18 protein-coding genes are annotated in these 19,077 nt (G+C 68.7%); 11 read left to right on the top strand and 7 right to left on the bottom strand.

Annotated features, from left to right (window positions below; all coding sequences use genetic code 11):
- Nucleotides 1-5: 5 nt before the first annotated feature.
- Together LA521A_RS15130 and LA521A_RS15125 are read right to left on the bottom strand one after the other, a co-directional pair.
- Complete coding sequence (locus LA521A_RS15130; RefSeq protein WP_281779689.1) at nucleotides 6-1,076, bottom strand: GGDEF domain-containing protein; 1,071 nt, start codon at nucleotides 1,074-1,076, stop codon at nucleotides 6-8.
- Between the two features lie 184 nt (nucleotides 1,077-1,260).
- Nucleotides 1,261-1,839: a TMEM165/GDT1 family protein gene (locus LA521A_RS15125; protein ID WP_281779688.1), complete on the bottom strand. Its 579-nt coding sequence runs from the start codon at nucleotides 1,837-1,839 to the stop codon at nucleotides 1,261-1,263.
- A gap of 315 nt (nucleotides 1,840-2,154) precedes the next feature.
- Between LA521A_RS15125 and LA521A_RS15120 the strand changes: the two genes are divergently transcribed.
- The 4 genes from LA521A_RS15120 to LA521A_RS15105 all read left to right on the top strand — a co-directional run bounded on the left by LA521A_RS15120 (nucleotide 2,155) and on the right by LA521A_RS15105 (nucleotide 6,898).
- Nucleotides 2,155-3,123, top strand: coding sequence for an aldo/keto reductase (locus tag LA521A_RS15120; RefSeq protein WP_281779687.1), 969 nt, complete (start codon nucleotides 2,155-2,157; stop codon nucleotides 3,121-3,123).
- A gap of 75 nt (nucleotides 3,124-3,198) precedes the next feature.
- Nucleotides 3,199-3,423, top strand: coding sequence for a hemin uptake protein HemP (locus LA521A_RS15115; RefSeq protein WP_281779686.1), 225 nt, complete (start codon nucleotides 3,199-3,201; stop codon nucleotides 3,421-3,423).
- A gap of 191 nt (nucleotides 3,424-3,614) precedes the next feature.
- Nucleotides 3,615-5,909 carry a TonB-dependent hemoglobin/transferrin/lactoferrin family receptor gene (locus LA521A_RS15110; RefSeq protein WP_281779685.1) on the top strand — a complete coding sequence of 765 codons (2,295 nt, stop codon included), beginning with the start codon at nucleotides 3,615-3,617 and terminating at the stop codon, nucleotides 5,907-5,909.
- Nucleotides 5,910-5,950: 41 nt separating this feature from the next.
- Nucleotides 5,951-6,898 carry a DUF6607 family protein gene (locus tag LA521A_RS15105; RefSeq protein ID WP_281779684.1) on the top strand — a complete coding sequence of 316 codons (948 nt, stop codon included), beginning with the start codon at nucleotides 5,951-5,953 and terminating at the stop codon, nucleotides 6,896-6,898.
- 265 nt (nucleotides 6,899-7,163) lie between these two features.
- Here the strand turns inward: LA521A_RS15105 and LA521A_RS15100 are convergent, their stop codons facing one another.
- The 3 genes from LA521A_RS15100 to LA521A_RS15090 are packed head-to-tail and all read right to left on the bottom strand — an operon-like array spanning nucleotide 7,164 to nucleotide 9,793.
- A complete protein-coding gene (locus LA521A_RS15100; RefSeq protein WP_281779683.1) occupies nucleotides 7,164-8,381 on the bottom strand; it encodes a PDZ domain-containing protein in 1,218 nt (405 codons plus the stop codon).
- Nucleotides 8,382-8,406: 25 nt separating this feature from the next.
- Entirely contained in the window at nucleotides 8,407-9,165 is a 759-nt protein-coding gene (locus LA521A_RS15095; RefSeq protein ID WP_281779682.1) for a hypothetical protein, read from the bottom strand.
- Nucleotides 9,158-9,793 carry an RNA polymerase sigma factor gene (locus LA521A_RS15090; RefSeq protein WP_281779681.1) on the bottom strand — a complete coding sequence of 212 codons (636 nt, stop codon included), beginning with the start codon at nucleotides 9,791-9,793 and terminating at the stop codon, nucleotides 9,158-9,160. The genes LA521A_RS15095 and LA521A_RS15090 overlap by 8 nt, the downstream gene beginning before the upstream one ends.
- 109 nt (nucleotides 9,794-9,902) lie before the next feature.
- Between LA521A_RS15090 and LA521A_RS15085 the strand changes: the two genes are divergently transcribed.
- The 7 genes from LA521A_RS15085 (at nucleotide 9,903) to LA521A_RS15055 (ending at nucleotide 15,102) form a co-directional block, all read left to right on the top strand.
- Complete coding sequence (locus LA521A_RS15085; protein WP_281779680.1) at nucleotides 9,903-10,877, top strand: SPFH domain-containing protein; 975 nt, start codon at nucleotides 9,903-9,905, stop codon at nucleotides 10,875-10,877.
- Nucleotides 10,878-10,880: 3 nt separating this feature from the next.
- A complete protein-coding gene (locus LA521A_RS15080; RefSeq protein ID WP_281779679.1) occupies nucleotides 10,881-11,321 on the top strand; it encodes an NfeD family protein in 441 nt (146 codons plus the stop codon).
- Nucleotides 11,322-11,344: 23 nt separating this feature from the next.
- Nucleotides 11,345-11,866 carry a hypothetical protein gene (locus LA521A_RS15075; protein ID WP_281779678.1) on the top strand — a complete coding sequence of 174 codons (522 nt, stop codon included), beginning with the start codon at nucleotides 11,345-11,347 and terminating at the stop codon, nucleotides 11,864-11,866.
- Nucleotides 11,867-11,984: 118 nt separating this feature from the next.
- Nucleotides 11,985-13,121 (top strand): glycine cleavage system aminomethyltransferase GcvT, encoded by a 1,137-nt coding sequence (gcvT, locus tag LA521A_RS15070; protein WP_281779677.1) that lies wholly within the window; start codon nucleotides 11,985-11,987, stop codon nucleotides 13,119-13,121.
- A 106-nt stretch (nucleotides 13,122-13,227) separates the two neighbouring features.
- Entirely contained in the window at nucleotides 13,228-13,623 is a 396-nt protein-coding gene (gcvH, locus tag LA521A_RS15065; protein ID WP_281779676.1) for a glycine cleavage system protein GcvH, read from the top strand.
- A gap of 228 nt (nucleotides 13,624-13,851) precedes the next feature.
- Nucleotides 13,852-14,268, top strand: coding sequence for a hypothetical protein (locus LA521A_RS15060; RefSeq protein WP_281779675.1), 417 nt, complete (start codon nucleotides 13,852-13,854; stop codon nucleotides 14,266-14,268).
- Between the two features lie 387 nt (nucleotides 14,269-14,655).
- Nucleotides 14,656-15,102, top strand: a complete 447-nt coding sequence (locus tag LA521A_RS15055; protein WP_281779674.1) for a hypothetical protein — start codon at nucleotides 14,656-14,658, stop codon at nucleotides 15,100-15,102.
- A 711-nt stretch (nucleotides 15,103-15,813) separates the two neighbouring features.
- Here the strand turns inward: LA521A_RS15055 and LA521A_RS15050 are convergent.
- Together LA521A_RS15050 and LA521A_RS15045 are read right to left on the bottom strand one after the other, a co-directional pair.
- Nucleotides 15,814-17,187 carry a serine hydrolase domain-containing protein gene (locus LA521A_RS15050; RefSeq protein ID WP_425494528.1) on the bottom strand — a complete coding sequence of 458 codons (1,374 nt, stop codon included), beginning with the start codon at nucleotides 17,185-17,187 and terminating at the stop codon, nucleotides 15,814-15,816.
- A gap of 223 nt (nucleotides 17,188-17,410) precedes the next feature.
- Nucleotides 17,411-18,991, bottom strand: coding sequence for a GMC family oxidoreductase (locus tag LA521A_RS15045; protein WP_281782112.1), 1,581 nt, complete (start codon nucleotides 18,989-18,991; stop codon nucleotides 17,411-17,413).
- Nucleotides 18,992-19,077: the final 86 nt, after the last annotated feature.

Raw genomic sequence — 19,077 nt, 5'->3', positions numbered from 1 at the left:
ACCCGTCAGGTATCCCGCGCGACGACCTTGTTCCGCCCCTGCAGCTTGGCCTGCTGGAGGCGACCGTCCGCCCGGCGGAGCAGGCGCGAAAGATCCGAGCCCTCGTGCGGGAACCCGGCCAGCCCGGCGCTGAAGCTCAGCGCCACGTTGTCGGCGCCGCGCTCGGGTTCGAACGGCCGCTCGCCGAGCGCGCGGCGGATCGCATCCACGCGTTCCCAGGCGGTGCCGATCGGCTTGCGCAGCAGCAGCACGAATTCCTCGCCGCCGATCCGCACCAGCCATTCGCCCGGTTCGGCAAGCTCGCGCAGCACCGACACGACGTGCCGCAGCGCGCGATCGCCCGCGTGGTGCCCGTGGGCGTCGTTGATGCGCTTGAAGTGGTCCAGGTCGATCAGCGCCAGCGTGAGGCTGTCGCCGTCGTGGCGGACGCTGTCGAACAGGCGCGGCACGCGGTACATCAGCCAGGTGCGGTTGGGCAGGCGGGTGAGGCCGTCGGTGCCGGACATCTCCACCAGCCGCTGCATGCGGTAGACGACCATCGCCGTGATCAGCGTGAACACCCCGAGCAGGATCACGCGCTGCAGCTGGCCGGGCAGGGTGATCGCGCCGTAGTCGCTGGAAATCAGCTGCTCGGGCGAGCCCGCCGTGGCGAACACCCAGGCCGCCAGCAGGCAGTACTGGCCGATCGCCAATGCGCCCGCGAACAGCGCGATACGGCCGTCGCTGCGCGGCGCGGTCAACACGATCGCCACCACATAGCCGCACCAGGCCGTCAGGTTGTTCAGGCCGGCCGGCAGGTGGTCGGCGGCGAGGATGATCAGCAGCACCGTGGTGGCGGTGACGTCGAACGCGGAAGATGCGAACGGCAGCCAGCGGAACAGTCGGCGACGCCGCGCGAGCGCGAGCCACAGGTGCGCGAAGATGTTGACCACGATCGCGCCGCCCAGGCCGACCAGCGTGTCCTTGACGCTGCCGCCGCCGAGCGCGTTCGTCACCGGCAGCACCAGCAGCATCGCCGCGATGACCACGCGCAGGCGCGCGACCATCAGCTCGCCGCCGGCGCCGATCTCCAACATGATTTCGTCCGGCCGCGCCAACAGCGCGGCGACGACGTCGCGGACCCTTCCGCCGGTTCCGAGCATGCGCTTCCCCCGCTTGCCGGCCCTCACGGGCCGCGCCGAGCATAGCGCGCCCGGGCGGCTTTCCGTGCGGCCGCGCCGCCTTTGCCGCAGCGAAGGCGCGCGGCTGCGCGTGCGTCGCTTACGAAATCCCGCGCACCGCGGCCCACGCCGCCAGCGCGAGGAACACCACCGCCGCCGTGTAGCGGGCCGCCTTCAGCGGCAGGCGGTCGGCCAGCTTGCTGCCCAGCAGCACCACCGGCACGTTCGCCAGCAGCATGCCGACCGTCGTGCCCACGACCACTTCCCACAGCGGCGAGTACTTGGCGGCCAGCAGCACGGTCGCGACCTGCGTCTTGTCGCCGATCTCGGCCAGGAAGAAGGCGAACGTCGTGGCGACGAACGCGCCACGCGCCGGCAGCGATTCCTCGCCTTCGTCCAGCTTGTCCGGCTTGAGCGTCCACATCGCGACGGCGAGGAAGCTGATCGCCACGACCCAGCGCAGCACCTGGGGCGTCAGCCATTGCGCCACCAGCGTGCCGAACCAGCCGGCCAACGCGTGGTTGAGCAGCGTCGCGACGAGAATGCCGGCGATGATCGGCAGCGGCTTGCGGAAGCGCGCCGCCAGCAGCAGCGCGAGCAGCTGCGTCTTGTCGCCGATTTCGGCAAGCGCAACCGTGCCGGCGGAAATCGCGGCGGTGAGCAGGGGAAAGTGATCCATGCAGGGCTCCGGGGTCGGGCTTTCGCGTGGACGCGAAAGGCAGCCGTCACGCGGCCCGACCCGGCGGATGCCAGTTGCTCGCGCGACGCCTGCCTTCGGTCTTGCCCGTGGTCGCTCGCCGGAGCCCGAAGGCGTCGGCTGGCTGCCGCTCCCGCGCCATGGCCTGTGGGCCAAGTGTGTTGACGCGGGTCTCCGCCGGTGTGGCGGATGGGCTACTCCCCGGAGGAGGAAGTGCGCGCATTGTACCCACCGGGCGCGCACAGCGGCAGGGCTAAACTGAATGAGCCCGCCTTTCCGATCCTCCGGAGCCTTCCCATGCAATACCGCCGCCTCGGCTCGTCCGGCCTGCAACTTTCCGCGCTGTCCTTTGGCGCCTGGCTTACCTTCGGGGCCCAGATCGGGCGTTCGACCGCGCGGGACCTCGTCGCCGCGGCCTGGGACAACGGCATCAACTTCTTCGACAACGCCGAGACCTACGCGAACGGCGAAGCGGAGAAGGTCATGGGCGACGTCATCGCCGACCTGCGCCTGCCGCGCGACGGGTTCTGCGTGTCGAGCAAGGTGTACTTCGGCGCGGTCGACCAGCCCGGGCCGACGCAGCGCGGTCTTTCGCGCAAGCACGTCACCGATGCCTGCCACGCCGCGCTGAAGCGGCTGCGCGTGGAAACGCTCGACCTCTACTACTGCCATCGCCCCGATCCCGACACGCCGATCGAGGAAACCGTCGGCGCGATGGACGCGCTGATCCGCCAGGGCAAGATCCTGTACTGGGGCACGTCGGAGTGGACCGCGGCGCAGATCCGCGACGCGCACCGCATTGCGCACGCACGCAACTGGTACGCCCCCACGATGGAGCAGCCGCAGTACAACCTGCTGCATCGCGAACGCGTCGAACTCGAATATGCGCCGCTCTACGCCGAGTACGGCCTGGGCACGACGATCTGGTCGCCGCTGGCGTCGGGCCTGCTGACCGGCAAGTACAACGCCGGCGTGCCGACCGAAGCGCGCCTCGGGCGCGAAGGGCTCGGCTGGCTGCAGCGTTCCGTGCTGGGCGAGGAGGGCGCGCGGGTGGAACGCGCGCGTCGCTTCGTCGCGACCGCGCAGGAACTCGGCGTCGCGCCGGCGCCACTCGCCATCGCGTGGTGCCTGCGCAATCCGCACGTGTCGAGCGTGATCCTCGGCGCGAGCAGGCCCGAACAGCTGATCCAGAACCTGGAAGCGCTCGAGCTTTCGGAACGCCTGTCGGAAAGCGACTGGCAGCGCGTCGAGGCCGCCGTCGGATAAGCGGTCGGCGGGGCGGGTTGACTGTCAAATGAGAATCATTATCATCCGTGGCGAGCCCTCGAACGAGCCACGCCCATGTCGACGCGCCCCACGCTGCTGCAGCTCAAGCCCCGTACCGAACGCCTGTCGCCGCCCATCGCGGCCGTCGCCGCCGTCCCGTCCATGCCCGCGTCGTTCGCGCAGGGCCTGCTCGACAGCGACGACCTGCTCCGCGGCGGCCGCGAAGTGCTGATCCGCCACGGCGACGAGGTCTACCGTCTGCGCCACACGCGCAACGACAAGCTGATCCTCACCAAGTAATCCTTCCCTGACGGCGGCCGCACGGCCGCCGCGATGCACGACGCGCGGCGACTCCTTGGGGAAGGAACGCCGCGCACGGCCGCACGGCGGCATATCTCTACACCTCTCTCTCTTCAACCTCTCTCTCCCAAGGCAAGCAAGCCGGCCGGCGACGGCTGCCAGCCCGCCTCGGAATCACTCCGAGACCGCGCATGCACCCTGTCCGCAACACCCTTGCCCTTGCTTTGCTGCTCGCCATTCCCACCGTCGCCCTCGCCAACGACGCGACGCCCGAAGGAAGCGACCCGGCGCTTTCCACTGCCGCCGCGGGCGCCGTGTCCGCCAGCGAGCTCGACCGCATCGTCGTCACCGCCACGCTGACGCAACGCGCGTTGGACGACGTACCGAACGTCGTGACCGCGATCGATCGCGACGAGATGGACCGCCACCTCGTGCGCGACCTGAAGGACCTGTTCCGCTACGAGCCCGGCATCACGGTGTCCGGCGGTTCGGGCCGGTTCGGCGGCCTGGGCGACATCCGCATCCGCGGCCTGGGCGGCAACCGCGTGCGCATCGAGACCGACGGCATCGCCGTGCCGGACGCGTTCTCGATCGGCAGCTTCTCCAAGGCCAACCGCAACTTCGTCGACCTCGACACGCTCAAGGCGGTCGAAGTCGTGCGCGGCCCGGGCAGCGCGCTCTACGGCTCCGACGCGCTGGGCGGCGTGGTGTCGTTCGTGACCAAGGACCCGTCGGATTACCTGGCGGACGGCAAGGACGCCTACTTCGGCTTGAAGTTCGGTTACTTCGGCGAGGACAACGGCCTCTTCGGCGGTGCGACCGCGGCGTTCGGCGGCGAGCGCTGGTCGGGCCTGGTCGCGGTCGGACATCACCAAAGCCAGGAGCGCGAGAACATGGGCGAAAACCGCAGCACCGGCGCCTCGCGCACCGCGCCCAATCCGCAGGAGGCCGACGGCCGCAGCCTGCTGGCCAAGCTCGTGTTCGCCACGAGCGAGCACCAGCGCTTCAAACTCACCGTCGAGGGCAACGAGGACGACGTCGACACGGACGTACTCAACGCGATCGGCGACACGTCGACGATCCCCGGCACTCCGGCGTCCGTGCGCATCGCATCGCAGACCGGCGACGACAGGCAGACCCGCGCGCGCGTGGCGTTCTCACACGAAGTCGATGCGCTCGACGCGACATTCGCCGATTCGCTGCAATGGCAGCTCTATCGGCAGGACAGCGAGACCACGCAGCGCACGCGCGAGGAGCGCGCCACGCTGCGCGGCGGCGTGGCGATCAACCCCGTGCTGCGCGAACGCAAATTCAATTTCGACCAGCGCCTGACCGGCTTCGACGCCGTGCTGCACAAGGACCTCGCCGGCGGATCGGTCGAACATGCCATCACCTACGGCGTCGAACTCACGCGTACGCAATTCAGGCAGAAGCGCGATGGCCGCGCGGCCAACCTGCTGACCGGCGCGGTGACCAACGTGATCTCGCCCGACGTCTTCCCGGTGCGCGATTTCCCCGTCAGCGACACCACGCAGGCGGCGGTGTTCGTGCAGGACGAGATGTCCTTCGCGGGCGGCGCATTCCGCCTGATCCCCGCCGTGCGCGTGGACTACTACAAGCTGGAGCCGAAGCCCGATTCCATCTTCGCCGAGGACAATCCTGGCGTCGAAGTGGCGAAGCTGAGCGAAACCAGCGTGTCGCCCAAGCTCGGCGCCGTGTGGCATTTCAACGAGGACTGGTCGCTGTTCGGTGGCTACCAGCATGGTTTCCGCGCGCCGCCCTACAGCGACGTCAACCTCGGGTTCACCAACCTGCAGTTCGGCTACACGGCCATCCCGAACCCGGACCTCAAGCCGGAGAAGAGCAACGGCGTCGAGTTCGGCCTGCGTTTCTCGAACGAGGCCGTCTATGCCGAAGTCTCCGCCTATTACAACCGCTACGACGATTTCATCGAATCGTCGGTGCAGGTGAGTGCGCCGCCGCAGACGCCGCTGATCGTGTTCCAGTCGCAGAACATCGAGGACGCGCAAATCCATGGCGTCGAAGCGCGCGGCGGCGTGGACCTCGGCGCATACAGCGACACGCTGGCGGGATGGTCGATCCGCGGCGCCGCTTCGTGGTCGAAGGGCGAGGACCGCACGACGAACGATCCGCTGCCGTCGATCGATCCGCTGCGCGCGACGATCGGCATCGCATACGACGCCGACGCCTGGGGCATCGAGCTCGCCGGCCGCTTCGCCGGACGCAAGGACGACCTGCCGGCGGGGAACCTGTTCGAGGTGCCGGGCTACGGCGTCGCCGACCTGCTCGCGCATTGGAACTTCGCGCCGGGCGCGGTGTTCGACGTGGGCGTGTTCAACCTCGCCGATCGCACGTACTGGGACGCGACCGACGTGCCGGCCGGCACGCTCGCGAGCAGCACCGTGCTAGACCGCTACACCAGCGCCGGCCGCAACATCGGCGTCAGCCTGTCGGTGAGCTGGTGAGCCGTCCGACTTCCTCCCTTTCCCACTTCATCGAGCCCGCCATGAACCCCCGCACGCTCGCCCTGCATCTGGGCCTTTTCGCTGCCGCCCTTTCGCCGGCGGCCTTCGCTGAACCATCCCGCGATCACGATTCGATCCTTGCGATGCAGGGCGAATACCTCGTCGACTTCGCCTTCGATGAAACCGTGCTGTTGCAGCCCGGCTACGAACGCCATCCCGCCATGCGCAGCGGCGGCAACGAGACGGTGATCGTCGTGCAGGACGCGCCGACGAAGATCGTGCTGCAGCACATCCTCGTCGACGAGAAGAGCGGCCACGTGACCAAGCACTGGCGGCAGGACTGGACGTACGAGGCGCCGACACGCTTCGAATTCAGCGACGACCAGACCTGGCAGGTGCGCGCGATTCCGGCCGACACGACGCGTGGCGCGTGGACGCAATGCGTGTACGAGGTGAGCGATGCGCCGCGCTATTGCGGTACCGGCAAGTGGACCTACGACAATGGCGTCGCGATGTGGACCAGCGACACGAGCTGGCGTCCGCTGCCGCGTCGCGAGTACACCAAGCGCAGCGACTACAACGCCATCAGCGCGGTGAACCGCCACACGCTGACGCCCGGCGGCTGGACGCACGAGCAGTTCAACACGAAGGTGCTACGCAAGCCGGACGGCATGCAGGTCGAGCTGGCGCGCGAGTTCGGCTTCAACGATTACCGCAGGACCACCGAAGTCGACTTCAAGCCGGCCTACACGTACTGGGCCGCGACGAAGGACTACTGGGCGAAGGTGCGCGCGCGCTGGGAGCGTTACCTCGGCCAGGCACCGGGCGTGCGCCTGAAGACGAAGGTCGACGGCATGGCGATGATCATCCCGCTGTTCGAGCAGGCCGGTTCGCTTGAGGACGGAAAGAAGGTGCGCGATGCGCAGATCGACGCGGTGTTCGACGAGTGGGTCGAGCGCGCGCCGGTGGAGGCAGCCGCGCGGAAGTGAGGCCGAAAGCCGCCCCGGGGTTCGCAAAAAGAATGGACGCCTTGCCGAGGCAACGCGCTGCGGCGCGGTCATTGCAGGAAAACTGAACTACACGACGGTGCGATGCGCTTCGCTTACCCGGACTACAAGAGCGTGTTGAATCCCCGATGCATTTCTCCGGCAACGTAGTGATTGGCCGAACCGAGAGGACGCTCTCCCTCACCCCAACCCTTCTGCCGTACGTCGGCAGGAGGTTTTTTTTTACGCCTGACATTCGGGCGCGGGATCAGAGCGAGAACACGTGCCCGACGAAACCTTCCGGCGGTTCGGGCGCCTTCGGCGGCGCGGGCGGCGCGGGTGCAACGATGGCGAGCGGCGGCTTCGGTGCCGGCGGAGCGGCGGGTGCGGGCGGCGCCGGGGGCGTGGCAGGCGCGGCCGGCGGTTTCGGTGCGGCAGGCGGCGCGGGCGGCGCCGGCGGACGCGGGATGCGCAGCATCGCGGTCTTCGGCACGGTGATCTGCGTCGTCGCGCCCTTGCGATCGCGCAGGTAGGTCACTGCGACGCGACTGTCGGCGGGCTTGTCGCGCAGCGCCGCCATGGCCTCTCGCGGCGACGCGACCGGCTTGTTGTCGATGCGCTGGATCACGTCGCCGGCCTGCAGGCCCGACAGTTCCGGGCCGGTGCTGAGCACGAGCACGCCGCGGTCCGCACCGAAGTAACGGCCGAGCTGCGCGTCGACCGTCGCGAGGTTCAGGCCGTTCCAGCGGAAGGCTTCCGACAGCAGCGGCAGGCGGCAGTCGCCGTCGTCGTCCTCGCAATCCAGGCGGATTAGTTCGTTGCGCACCTGCGGGGCGACGATCGGCATCGGACGCGCAAGCGGGTTTCCATCGGCATCGCGTGCGAAGAGCAGCCGGTCGCCGAGTTGCGGGGTCGCGCGCGCCGTCGCCACGCGGCCATCGCGCGTATAGACCAGCGTCACGGGCTTGTCGATTTCGTTCTTGCGCAACTGCGCGCGCGCCTGCTCCAGCCGCACATCCGCCTGCGCCTGATCGAGCTTCGCGCCATTGATGGACGTGAGGACGTCGCCCGCGCGGAGTCCGGCCTTCGCCGCCGCGCTGCCGGGCGTGACCGCGGCGATGCGCACGCCGGCCTTCGCGTCCGGCGAGAGCACCACGCCGAGCACCGGCTGGCGCGCGAAGCGCCGCTCGAACTCGCGTTCGAAGTGCGCGCGGTCGAAGTTCGCGTTCTGGCGGCTGAGCTCGGCATAACGCTGCGCGGCGCGATTGAGGTCGGCGCGCGCGGCTTCGATCTGCCGCGTCCGTTCGGCGTCCTGCCGCGCCTTCGCAGCGTCCTGTCGGGCGAGCTGCGCACCCTGCCGTGCCTTATCGGCGTCCTGGCGCGCGCGCTCGGCGTCGGCTTTCGGCGTCTGCGCGCCGGCGCCCATGCACAGAACGAGCAGGGCGATCGTCGCGGTCAGTCGCGTCGTGTTGCGGGTAGGAATCATGGCGTGGTCCTGCGGATGAGAGGGGTCAATCGACGCTGACGAGCGCGCCGTCGTAGCGTTCGCCGCTCGAAAGCAGCCAGCGCTGGGTGGTTTCGATGCCGGCCAGTTCGCGCATCGTCGACACGCGCGCCTGCCAGAGCGCCGCGCGATCCACATCGTCAAGGCCCGGCTGCGAGAGCGAGGCGTCGATGCGGCCGATGCGGCGGTCGAACTCCACCGCGAGCGCCGCGCCGCTGGCCGATGCGACGCGATCGTCGCGGGCGATGGCGAGGAGCGCTTCCAGTTGCGCCGACTCGGCCTGCAGCGTGGCGACCTGGTTGCGAAGTTCGGCGGCGCGCGGGTCGGGCGCGGTTTCGGTAGGCATCGCGCTGGCGATGCGCGGTGTTTCGTCGGCGCGCGTTGCGGCCGGCGCGTCGTCGATCCGCGTCGCCTCGCTCGATGGCGCCGGTTCGGTCGTGTTCGCGACGCGCGTTTCCGGTCGCTTCGAGGCGGGCAGCGGCGGGCGCGAGGTATCGACCGGCGTGCGCTTGCGTGCGGCCAGTTCGTTCGACGCCGGCGCAGTCGCCTCATCGGCGCTGCGATGCAGCACCGGCACGAGCGCGATCGCCCCGATCGCCGCGGCGGCGAGCCACACCGGCCAATGGCGCCGCTGCCGGCGCGCGGGCGCCGCGTCGAGTGCGCGTTCCATGCGCTGCCATCCGCCCGATGGCGGTGCTTCCATCGGGAGGGCGGCGAAGGCGCTACTCCAGTCGGCGCGTGAATCGTTGCGGTCGGTGTCAGGCATGGGCCTTCTCCGGTTCGAGTAGTTCGCGCAGGCGGCGACCGCCGCGTGCGAGCTGGGACTTCGAGAAACTCGGCGTGCGCTGCATCAGCGACGCGATTTCCTCGTGCGTGTAGCCCTCGGCGTGGTACAGCCACAGCACGCTGCGGGTGGCGGCGGGCAGGCGGGCGAGGGCGCGGTTCAGTGCGGCGGCATCGGCGGCCGCGGTCGGCAGCGGGCCGGTGTCGACGGCGAACTCGTCGTCTTCCAGCGCCACGTCGTACTGGTGACGACGCTGCCCGCGCAGCCGCATCAACGCCTCGTTCACGGCGATCTGCCGGACCCAGCCCCAGAACGGGCTGGCGGCGTCGCCGTGGCCGGCGCTCGCCGCGCCGCGGAAGTCGCCGATCTTGTTGAACACCTTGAGCATGGTTTCCTGCAGCACGTCGGAGGCCTCCTCGACGCCGTCCGGCCCGTGGGCGCCGCCGAGCATCCGCAGCGCCAGGTTGAACACGGGCCGCTCGAAGCGGCGGTAGATCTGCTCGAACGCCGCCCGCTCGCCGGCGCGAACGCGTGCCAGCAACGCCTCGGGGACGTCGATGGCGAAGCTGCTCCGGGGCGCGTCGGCAGTGGGTGGCACGCTGGTGGGCAAGGGCTCGCGTCCTGCGTTTGTTGGATCGTCCTCCCCATGGATGCGGGAGGCGCCGAAACCGTCGCAGCGGTCGGCCTATACTCGGAAGACAGGCTTTCAGGAGGGGATCATGGGACTGAGTGCGGTGCTGAGCGTCGTCCTGCTGTTCGCGGGCGTCATCCTGGTGTTGAAGGCCGTGCGGATGGTGCCGCAGGGCTATGAATGGACGGTCGAGCGGTTCGGCCGCTACACCCACACCATGGATCCGGGCCTGCACTTCCTGATCCCGATCGTCTACGGCGTGGGCCGCAAGATCAACATGATGGAACAGGTGATGGACGTCCCCAGCCAGGACGTGATCACCAAGGACAACGCCGTGGTGAAGGTCGACGGCGTCGTCTACTTCCAGGTGCTCGACGCGGCCAAGGCCGCCTACGAGGTCGCGCAGCTGGAGGTCGCCATCCTCAACCTGGTGATGACCAACATCCGCACCGCGATCGGTTCGCTGGACCTGGACGAATCGCTGTCCAAGCGCGACGAGATCAACGCCCGCGTGCTGGTCGCGGTGGACCAGGCCACGCATCCGTGGGGGCTGAAGGTCAACCGCATCGAGCTCAAGGACATCCAGCCGCCGCGCGACCTGGTCGACTCGATGGCGCGCCAGATGAAGGCCGAACGCGAGAAGCGCGCCAACATCCTGGAAGCCGAAGGCCATCGCCAGGCGGAGATCCTGCGCGCCGAAGGCGAGAAGCAGGCGGCGATCCTGGAAGCCGAAGGCAAGCGCGAAGCCGCCTTCCGCGAAGCCGAGGCGCGCGAGCGCCTGGCCGAGGCGGAAGCGAAGGCGACGCAGCTGGTGTCGGACGCGATCGCCGGCGGCAACGTCAACGCCATCAATTACTTCGTCGCGCAGAAATACATCGAGGCGTTCAAGGCGCTGGCCGAGGCGCCGAACCAGAAGTTCGTGATGATGCCGATGGAAGCCACCGGCGTGATCGGCTCGCTCGCCGGCATCGCCGAGCTGGCGAAGAACGCGCTGGGCAGCGACGCGCTCGCCGCGCAGGCCTCGACGCGCACGCCGCCGCCGTCGCCCCGGCTGGGAGGCTGACCGATGCAGTGGAACACCGAGACGATGACCTGGGCGGTGGTGGCGCTGCTGCTGTTCGCCGCAGAAGCGATGGCGCCGGGCGCGTTCATGCTGTGGCTCGGCTTCGCCGCCGCTGCGGTGTTCGCGATCGTGCTGGTGATCCCGGGCGTCCCGGTCCTCGTGCAGGCGGCGGCGTTCGTCCTGCTGAGCTTCGTGTCGATCCAGGTGTACCGCAGCTGGTTCCGCGGCCGCGAACCGCGCAGCGACAAGCCCACGCTCAACCGCCGCACCGAGGCGCTGATCGGCAGCGTCGTTCCGCTGGAACGCGCCATCGTCAACGGCCACGGCCGCGTGCAGATCGCCGACGCGTACTGGGACGTCACCGGCCCGGAGCTTCCGGCCGGCACGGTGGTGCGCATCGTCTCCAGCCGCGGCATGAGCCTGCTGGTCGAGCCGGCGGTATGACGGGACGGGCGGCGCGACGCGACGTGGCACGCGGCTTGCTCATCGCGGCGTTGTGCCTCGCCGGCAGTGCGTTCGCGGGCGACGTGCGCGCGGGCGGCAATCCGATGATGATCGGCAAGCTCGTGCCGCCGTACCCGAAGGGGTTCCGCTCCAACACCGGCAGTTGCGTGGGCGTCGGCACCGGCATCGAGCAGCTGTGCGCGCGCAGCATCGCCACACTCGACGACGACGAGGACCGCACCGTGCAGCTGCTCGCCGCGCAGTTCGTCGAACGCGTCGGCGACCAGCCGCGATGGCGCATCACCGATGCCGTGCCGTATCCGGCGCTGCGTCGCGACGAGCTGGTCGCCATCGCCACCTGCCAGCGCAACGGCGTGGACGACACCGGCGTGGTCGCGATCATCGACACCGGCGCCGATGGCGCGTCGGAACTGGACATGCTGCCCGCCGTGCGCTGGGCGATGCGGCTGGATCGCGGCACCGGCAAGTTCCTGCGCGTCACGCCGTCCACGGTGCGCTGCTACAACGAAGGCGCGAGCGAATAGGCGCAGCCGCGGCGTTGGACCATTCGCCGGCGTAGGCGTGGGAGAAAGTCCGTACAGGCCGGGCTCGCCGGGTTCTGGGATAATCGCGGGCTCGCTCCCGCAGACAGGTTCCCGCGCCATGACCCAGAAGACGATCCTCAACCAGACCCACCGCGACCTCGGCGCCAAGATGGTCGACTTCGGTGGCTGGGACATGCCGATCCACTACGGCTCGCAGATCGAGGAACACCACCAGGTTCGCCTCGACGCCGGCATGTTCGACGTCAGCCACATGACGGTGGTCGATCTCAACGGCGCGAAGGTGCGCGACTTCCTGCGCCGCCTCGTCGCCAACTCGGTCGACAAGCTCAAGGTCCCGGGCAAGGCGCTGTACACCTGCATGCTCAACCCGCAGGGCGGCGTGATCGACGACCTCATCATCTATTACCGGGCCGAGGGCTTCTTCCGCCTGGTGGTCAACGCCGCCACGCGCGAGAAGGACCTGGCGTGGATCACGCAGCAGGCGAAGGCCTTCGACGTGACCGTCACCGAGCGCCCGGACTTCGGCATGATCGCCGTGCAGGGCCCGAACGCCCGCGCGAAGGTGCTGGGCCTGCTGCGCGAGGAAGACCGCGACGCGATCGGCAAGCTGGGCAAGTTCGCCGCCGGCGAGGCGAAGACGGTCGACGGCATCGACGTGTTCGTCGCGCGCACCGGTTACACGGGCGAGGACGGTTTCGAGGTCGTCGTGCCCGAAGCGCGGACGGTCGCGTTCTGGAACGCGCTGCTCGATGCGGGCGTGAAGCCGGCGGGCCTCGGCGCGCGCGACACGCTGCGCCTGGAAGCGGGCATGAACCTGTACGGCCAGGACATGGACGACACCGTGTCGCCGTATGAAGCCGCGCTCGCATGGACCATCGCGCTCGACGACCAGGCCGATGGAAAGCCGCGCGACTTCATCGGTCGCGACGTGCTCGAACAGCAGAAGGCCGCCGGCGCACCGCGCCAGATGATCGCCCTGGTCATGGACGAGAAGGGCGTGCTGCGCCACGGCCAGAAGGTCGTCACCGAACACGGCGACGGCGAGATCCTGTCGGGCACGTTCTCGCCGACGCTGGGCAAGGCGATCGCCTTCGCGCGCGTGCCGGCGGGGAAGATCGCGCTGGGCGCCGCCGGCAATGTCCGCGTCGACATCCGCGGCAAGGAAGTCCCGGTGCGCGTGGTGAAGTTCCCGTTCGTGCGCGACGGCCAGCCGCAGGACGGCGTGCTGGCGTAAACCCGCGACGCGATCATTGCCCTGTCGCACGCCCCATCCTGCGCCGTTAGACTAGGCGCCACATCCGCTGTTCCGCCGCCCCCGCAAACGTTTCGAGGCTCCCGTCATGAGTGAAATTCCCGGCGATCTGAAGTTCATGAAGTCCCATGAGTGGGCTCGCATCGATGGCGACGGCAAGGTGACCGTCGGCATCTCCGACCACGCGCAGGGCCTGCTCGGCGACCTGGTGTACGTCGAACTGCCGAACGTCGGCGACCGCGTCGAAGCCGGCGCCGCCTCCGCCGTCGTGGAATCGGTGAAGGCCGCGTCCGACGTCTACGCACCGGTCACCGGCAAGGTCGTGTCGGTCAACACCGCGCTGACCGACAAGCCGGAGACCATCAACGAGGACGCCTACGGCGAAGGCTGGATCTACACCCTCGAGATCGAGGACGCCGACCAGCTCAACGAGCTGCTGGCGCCGGACGACTACGCCGAGCTGCTCGAAGAAGAAGACCACTGATCCTCGTCCGGCATTCCCGCACGGCGCGCCGCGCGGGAACCGAAGCGATCACCGACCGGCCGCCCAGTGCGGCCGGTCTTGTTTTTGCGGCACGCGATGCGCGTTGCGGGAAGTGACGGTCCGGTGAGCGCGGTCGTCGCGAGCGTCCGACGACGGTGTCGCGATGTCTTCGCAACGCGATGCACGACACGTTCCGGGTGCACCGTCGGTGACCTTCGGCATGCGGCGATGGACGCGTCGGCCGCGCGCATCGCGGTGCATCGCATGCATCGCGAAGGTGTCGCCGACATCCCCGACGCGTTGTTCGCGAACGTGTCCGACCGTCGTTTCAGTGTCGTCCGGGTTCGCGCACTTTCGCGCAAATCGGGTTTGTGCGACGCGAAACGAGGGCGTCGGCGAAAACTTTTTTCGGGTGCCTTCGCGCACCCTCGACGACCCGTCGTCGGCATCGCGACGCATGCATGCGATCGCACCGTCGAACCTGTCCGCACGCCGATGCGTTTTCGCAAACCCCTTAAAAAAAGCAGTTTGCGAATTGCGTGTCGTCGCGTCGGCCGATCGGTGAACTTCGTCGTCGTCGTTCGACGCGTCGCTTGGAACGGCGGCGGCGATGACGCCATCCCGACCTGCCTGAAAAAAAAATGAGCGAAGTTGTTGACAGTCCGAAAAAGCGTGATTAGGTTTCGCCCAGCAGACGTCTCCTGCGGAAGAGAGTGAGTACAGACAGCGCGACAACTCGCGGCACAAAACGAACCTCCGACCGGGCTGTCGAAACGGTGGACGCAGGGTTCGTTTCCTCCGCGAAAACGCGAACCGTGCACACGCAGGCCAGGCACTCCATCCAACCCGGTCCGCATTCCGCGCGCCGGGTTTTTGTTTGCCCGCATGGGCAGACGGCACCAAATCCGTACCGGCGCGTTCGCGCGTCGGCGGCTGCTCGCGGGTCCGACTCCCGCGGCTTAGGTTCTACTGGGCGATAGACCTGCACGACCACTGATCAATGCTGATCAACCACTGACGAGGAGCCATACCATGGCCATGAAGAAAGCTGCGAAGAAAAAGACCGCCGCCAAGAAGGCGACGAAGAAGGTCGCCAAGAAGGCTGGCGCGAAGAAGACCGTGAAGAAGGCCGCCAAGAAGACCGGCGCCCGCAAGACCGCCGCCAAGAAGACCGCGAAGAAGGCCGCCAAGAAGACCGGCGCGCGCAAGACCGCGAAGAAGGCGACCCGCAAGACCGCCGCCAAGAAGGCCACCAAGAAGACCGGTGCCCGCAAGACCGCCGCCAAGAAGACCGCGAAGAAGGCCGCCAAGAAGACCGGCGCCCGCAAGACGGCCAAGAAGGCTGGCGCGAAGAAGACCGCCAAGAAGGCGACCAAGAAGGCGGCTCCGAAGAAGGCTGCCAAGAAGTCGAGCCGCAAGAAGACCGCCAAGAAGGCGGCTGTGACGGCGATGCCGGCTACCCCGGCGCCGATGATCTAAGAAAGCCCCGAAGACCGTAATCGAGCTCTCTCCCCGCAGCCCAGGCGGGGGGAGAGTTTTTTTTTGGGGCGTCGGAAAGAGGCGGATGGCGAAGACGGGCGCGGTGAGGTTCATGCGTCTGTGCGGGACCTCTTCCGTGAGTCGACAGGTTCGCGGCCTGCTTGAAGCAGGCTCAGCTGCGTTTCGGGCACCGCACGTCGTCGTGGGCGGTGTCGCCGGGATGGCGAGTGCGCGCGCGATCAGTCCGGGGCCCGGCATGCGCCGCGACGACGGGGTGCATGTCGTTGTTGGCGTCGGGACCGCTGCGGTGGGTGTGCTCCGGGTAAGCGAAGCGCACACGGGGTGGCCGGTCGACGAAGCGAGCGGAACAAAGCACGTTCGCTTCCGCTGAGGCATGGCGCAGCATTCAGCCCACTTCCGCGCGAGGGGGGTTACGTAGGAGCGGAATGCGCGGCGGTGCGACGCGGGTGCGTCAGCCGAAGGGGCCGGCGTCGGAGCTCAAGATGCATTCCAGTGTTCGCTGGAATGACTGGCGCTCAGAACGCCGGTCGTGCGCGTCGGCGCGCCGGTGAGGTTTGCCGAACGATCCACGCACGCGCGACAGCGTGGATCCAGATGGCGCCGGGACGAGCTTAGACGACCGGCGCAACCGGTTTCCTCTTCCACATGAGGAACGCGCGCCAGCGTCCGCCTTATCGCGCCGCCTGCCGCCTACTGCGGCGCAGCCGTCGAAGCCGAAGCGTGCGAGCCCGGTGCGTGCGGGGCATCCGGCGACGCGTCGTCGGTCGCTTCGGCGTAGAGCGTCGGGTCGATGTCGTCGTCCAGCCACTGGCCCGGCGGCAGGCCGAGTGCGGTGTCGAGGATCGTCGGCAGCAGGCCCGAGGGCAGCGAGCTCTCGCTGTTCCACATGAGCGCCACGCCGAAGTCGAGCTCCGGCACCATCGCGATCAGGCCGCGATACCCCTGTACCGCGCCGCCGTGGAAGACGACGTCGTGGCCGGCGTACTTGTACGTGCGCCAGCCCAGCGCATACCCGGCGCCGGTCAGGCGCGTGCGACGCCACGAGGAGCCGCGGATCTCGCTCGGCGTATCGACCAGCTGCTGGTGCAGCGTGGCCAGCAGCGGCGCCGGCAGCACGTCGGGGCGATGGCCGGTGTGCGCGATCAGGTACTGCGCCATGTCGCTCGCGCTGGCGTTGACGCCCGCGGCCGGCAGCACCTGGTAGTAGGTGGTCTTGGGCATCAGCGACACCCAGCCGCCGCGACCGCGCACGTGCGGACGCGCCCAGCTCGGGCTCGCCTGGATGCCTTCCAGGCCGAGGCTCGCGTCGTTCATGCCCAGCGGCTTGAAGATGCGGCGCTGCACTTCCTGCGCGTAGAAGTCGCCCGTGGCGGCGAAGACCATGTCGCCGACCAGGCTGAAGGCGACGTTCTGGTAGCTGTAGCAGGTGCCCGGCGCGCACTGCAGCGGCGCGTACGCCAGCTTCTGCGTCAGCGTGCGGTAGTCGACGTACTGCTCCAGGTCGCGATCGAACGCGTTGTGCGTCAGGCCCACGCGATGGCTGAGCAGGTCGGCGACGGTGAGCTGCTGCGACGCCAGCGGGTTGCTGAGGCGGAAGCTCGGCAGGTAATCGACCAGCTTGCTGTCCCAGCGCAGCGAGCCGTCGTTGACGAGCAGGCCCGTCATCGTGCCGGCGAAGCTCTTGGACAGCGAGGCCAGGCGGAACACGGTGTGCGAGTCGACCGGCGCGGCGTGGCTGGTGTCGGTGATGCCGTAGCCGCGCGCGCTCAGGACGCGACCGTTGTGCACCATCGCCATCGCCATGCCCGGCACGCGCTGGTTGGCGACAAGCTGCTGCGCCATCGATTCGAACTGGCGCACGTCGAAGGCCGCGGGCAGCGGCACTGCCGGCGGCAGGGGCGCGACGGGACGCACGTTCGGCGTGTTGAAGGCGGTGGTGCTCGCGACCGCTGCACCGGAATGCTGCGGCGTCTGCGCGGTCGAGCCCAGCGTGAGCGGAAGCAACAGCGCGACGGCACCGATGCGGCGCAGGGTGCGCGAAGGCTTTTTCACGTTGCTTTTCATGGCCTTCGCCCCTGCTTCACGATCTCGCGGGATCATAGCGCCTATCTCAGGGGGCAGCGCAACAGTCGGCAACACATCCCTGATTTTTCAGGCTTTAGTGGACTGCGTCGCAGTTCGCGAGCCGACGATTTTCGCATTCACTTTTGTGGACGCACCCTCGTGCGTGAAGACTGCGCGAACCGCGGCATTCAGATTGCGCGGGAACGCACGGTCGCAGCGCCCGTCAGGCGGTCCGGATCAGCTCGGCCGCGCGCTCGGCGATCATCATCGTTGGCCCGTTGGTGTTGCCGCCGACCAGCATCGGCATGACGGATGCATCGACCACGCGCAGGCCTTCGACGCCGCGCACGCGCAGCTGCGGATCGACGACCGACAACGCATCCGACCCCATGCGGCAGGTGCCGACGGGGTGGTAGATCGTCTCGGCCTTCGCGCGGATGAAGGCGACGAGGTCCTCATCGTCGAGATCGTCGCGCGCCGGGAAGATCGGCGCGCCGCGGTACGCGTCGAAGGCCGGTTGCGCGAGCAGTTCGCGCGAGAGCTTCGCGCACTCGACCATCATCTTCAGGTCGAACCCGTCCGCGTCGCTGAGGTAGTTGGCCTCGATGCGGACGTGGTCGCCGGCATGGGCGCTCATCAGCCGCACGCGCCCGCGGCTGCGCGGCCGCAGGAAGCACGCGTGCACGGTGTAGCCGTCGCCCGGCAGGCGATGGCGGCCATGGTCGTCGAGCATCGCCGGCACGAAGTGCAGCTGGATGTCGGGACGTTCGTCCGGCGCGAAACGCGATCGCACGAAACCGCCCGCTTCGGCGATGTTGCTGGAGCCGATGCCGCTGTGGCCGCGCAGGTAGTAGTCGAACGCGATGCGCGCGTCGCTCAGGCGGTCGTAGGTGATCGGTTGCGGGCAATGCCGCAGCGTGCAGATGTCCAGATGGTCCTGCAGGTTCTCGCCGACCTGCGGCGCATCGACGACGACGTCGATGCCGTGGCGGCGCAGCTGCATCGCGGGGCCGATGCCCGACAGCATCAGCAATTGCGGCGAGTTGAGCGCGCCGCCGCACAGCAGCACTTCGCGCGCCGCGGCCTGGTGGAACGCGCGGCCCTTCGAGCGGTACACCACGCCGTTGGCGCGGCCGCGTTCGAAGGTGATCCGGTTGACCTGCGCGTCGGTGACGATGGTGAGGTTGCGCCGCGTGCGCACCGGATCCAGGTAGGCGACCGCGCTCGAACACCGCGCGCCGTTCTTCTGCGTGACCTGGTAAAGGCCGAAGCCGTCCTGCACGGGGCCGTTGAAGTCGTCGTTGAGTGGATGCCCCGCCTGGTGCCCGGCCTCGATGAAGGCGTGCGACAGCGGGTTGCTGTGGCGCAGGTCGGCCACGTACAGCGGACCCTCGTCGCCGTGCAGCGCGTCGCTGCCGCGCGCGTTGCGTTCGCTGCGGCGGAAGTACGGCAGTACCGACGCCCAGTCCCACCCGTCGGCGCCCTGCGCGGCCCAGTCGTCGTAGTCGCCCGGCACGCCGCGCGTGTAGCACATGGCGTTGATCGAACTGGAGCCGCCAAGCACCTTGCCGCGCGGCCACCACAGCGTGCGGTTGTCGAGGGCCGGTTCCGGCGCGGTGTGATAGTCCCAGTTGACCCGCCGGTTGTTCACCAGCTTGGCCAGGCCCGCCGGCATGTGGATGAAGGGATGGCTGTCGCGCGGGCCGGCTTCCAGCAGCAGGACCTTCGCGTCGGGATCGGCGGAGAGCCGGTTGGCGAGCACGCAGCCGGCCGAGCCGGCACCGATGATGATGTAGTCGAACACGTGTGCCTGGCCCTTGCGCTTGCCCGTCCGGCCGACCCGAAACCCGGGCCGCCGGCCGACCGTAAGTGGCGCCATTAGAGCAAATG

The organism is Lysobacter auxotrophicus (genome assembly GCF_027924565.1).
Classification (GTDB): domain Bacteria; phylum Pseudomonadota; class Gammaproteobacteria; order Xanthomonadales; family Xanthomonadaceae; genus Lysobacter_J; species Lysobacter_J auxotrophicus.
The sequence above is the reverse complement of the archived record's forward strand: the minus strand, read 5'-3'. Positions and strand labels throughout refer to the sequence as shown.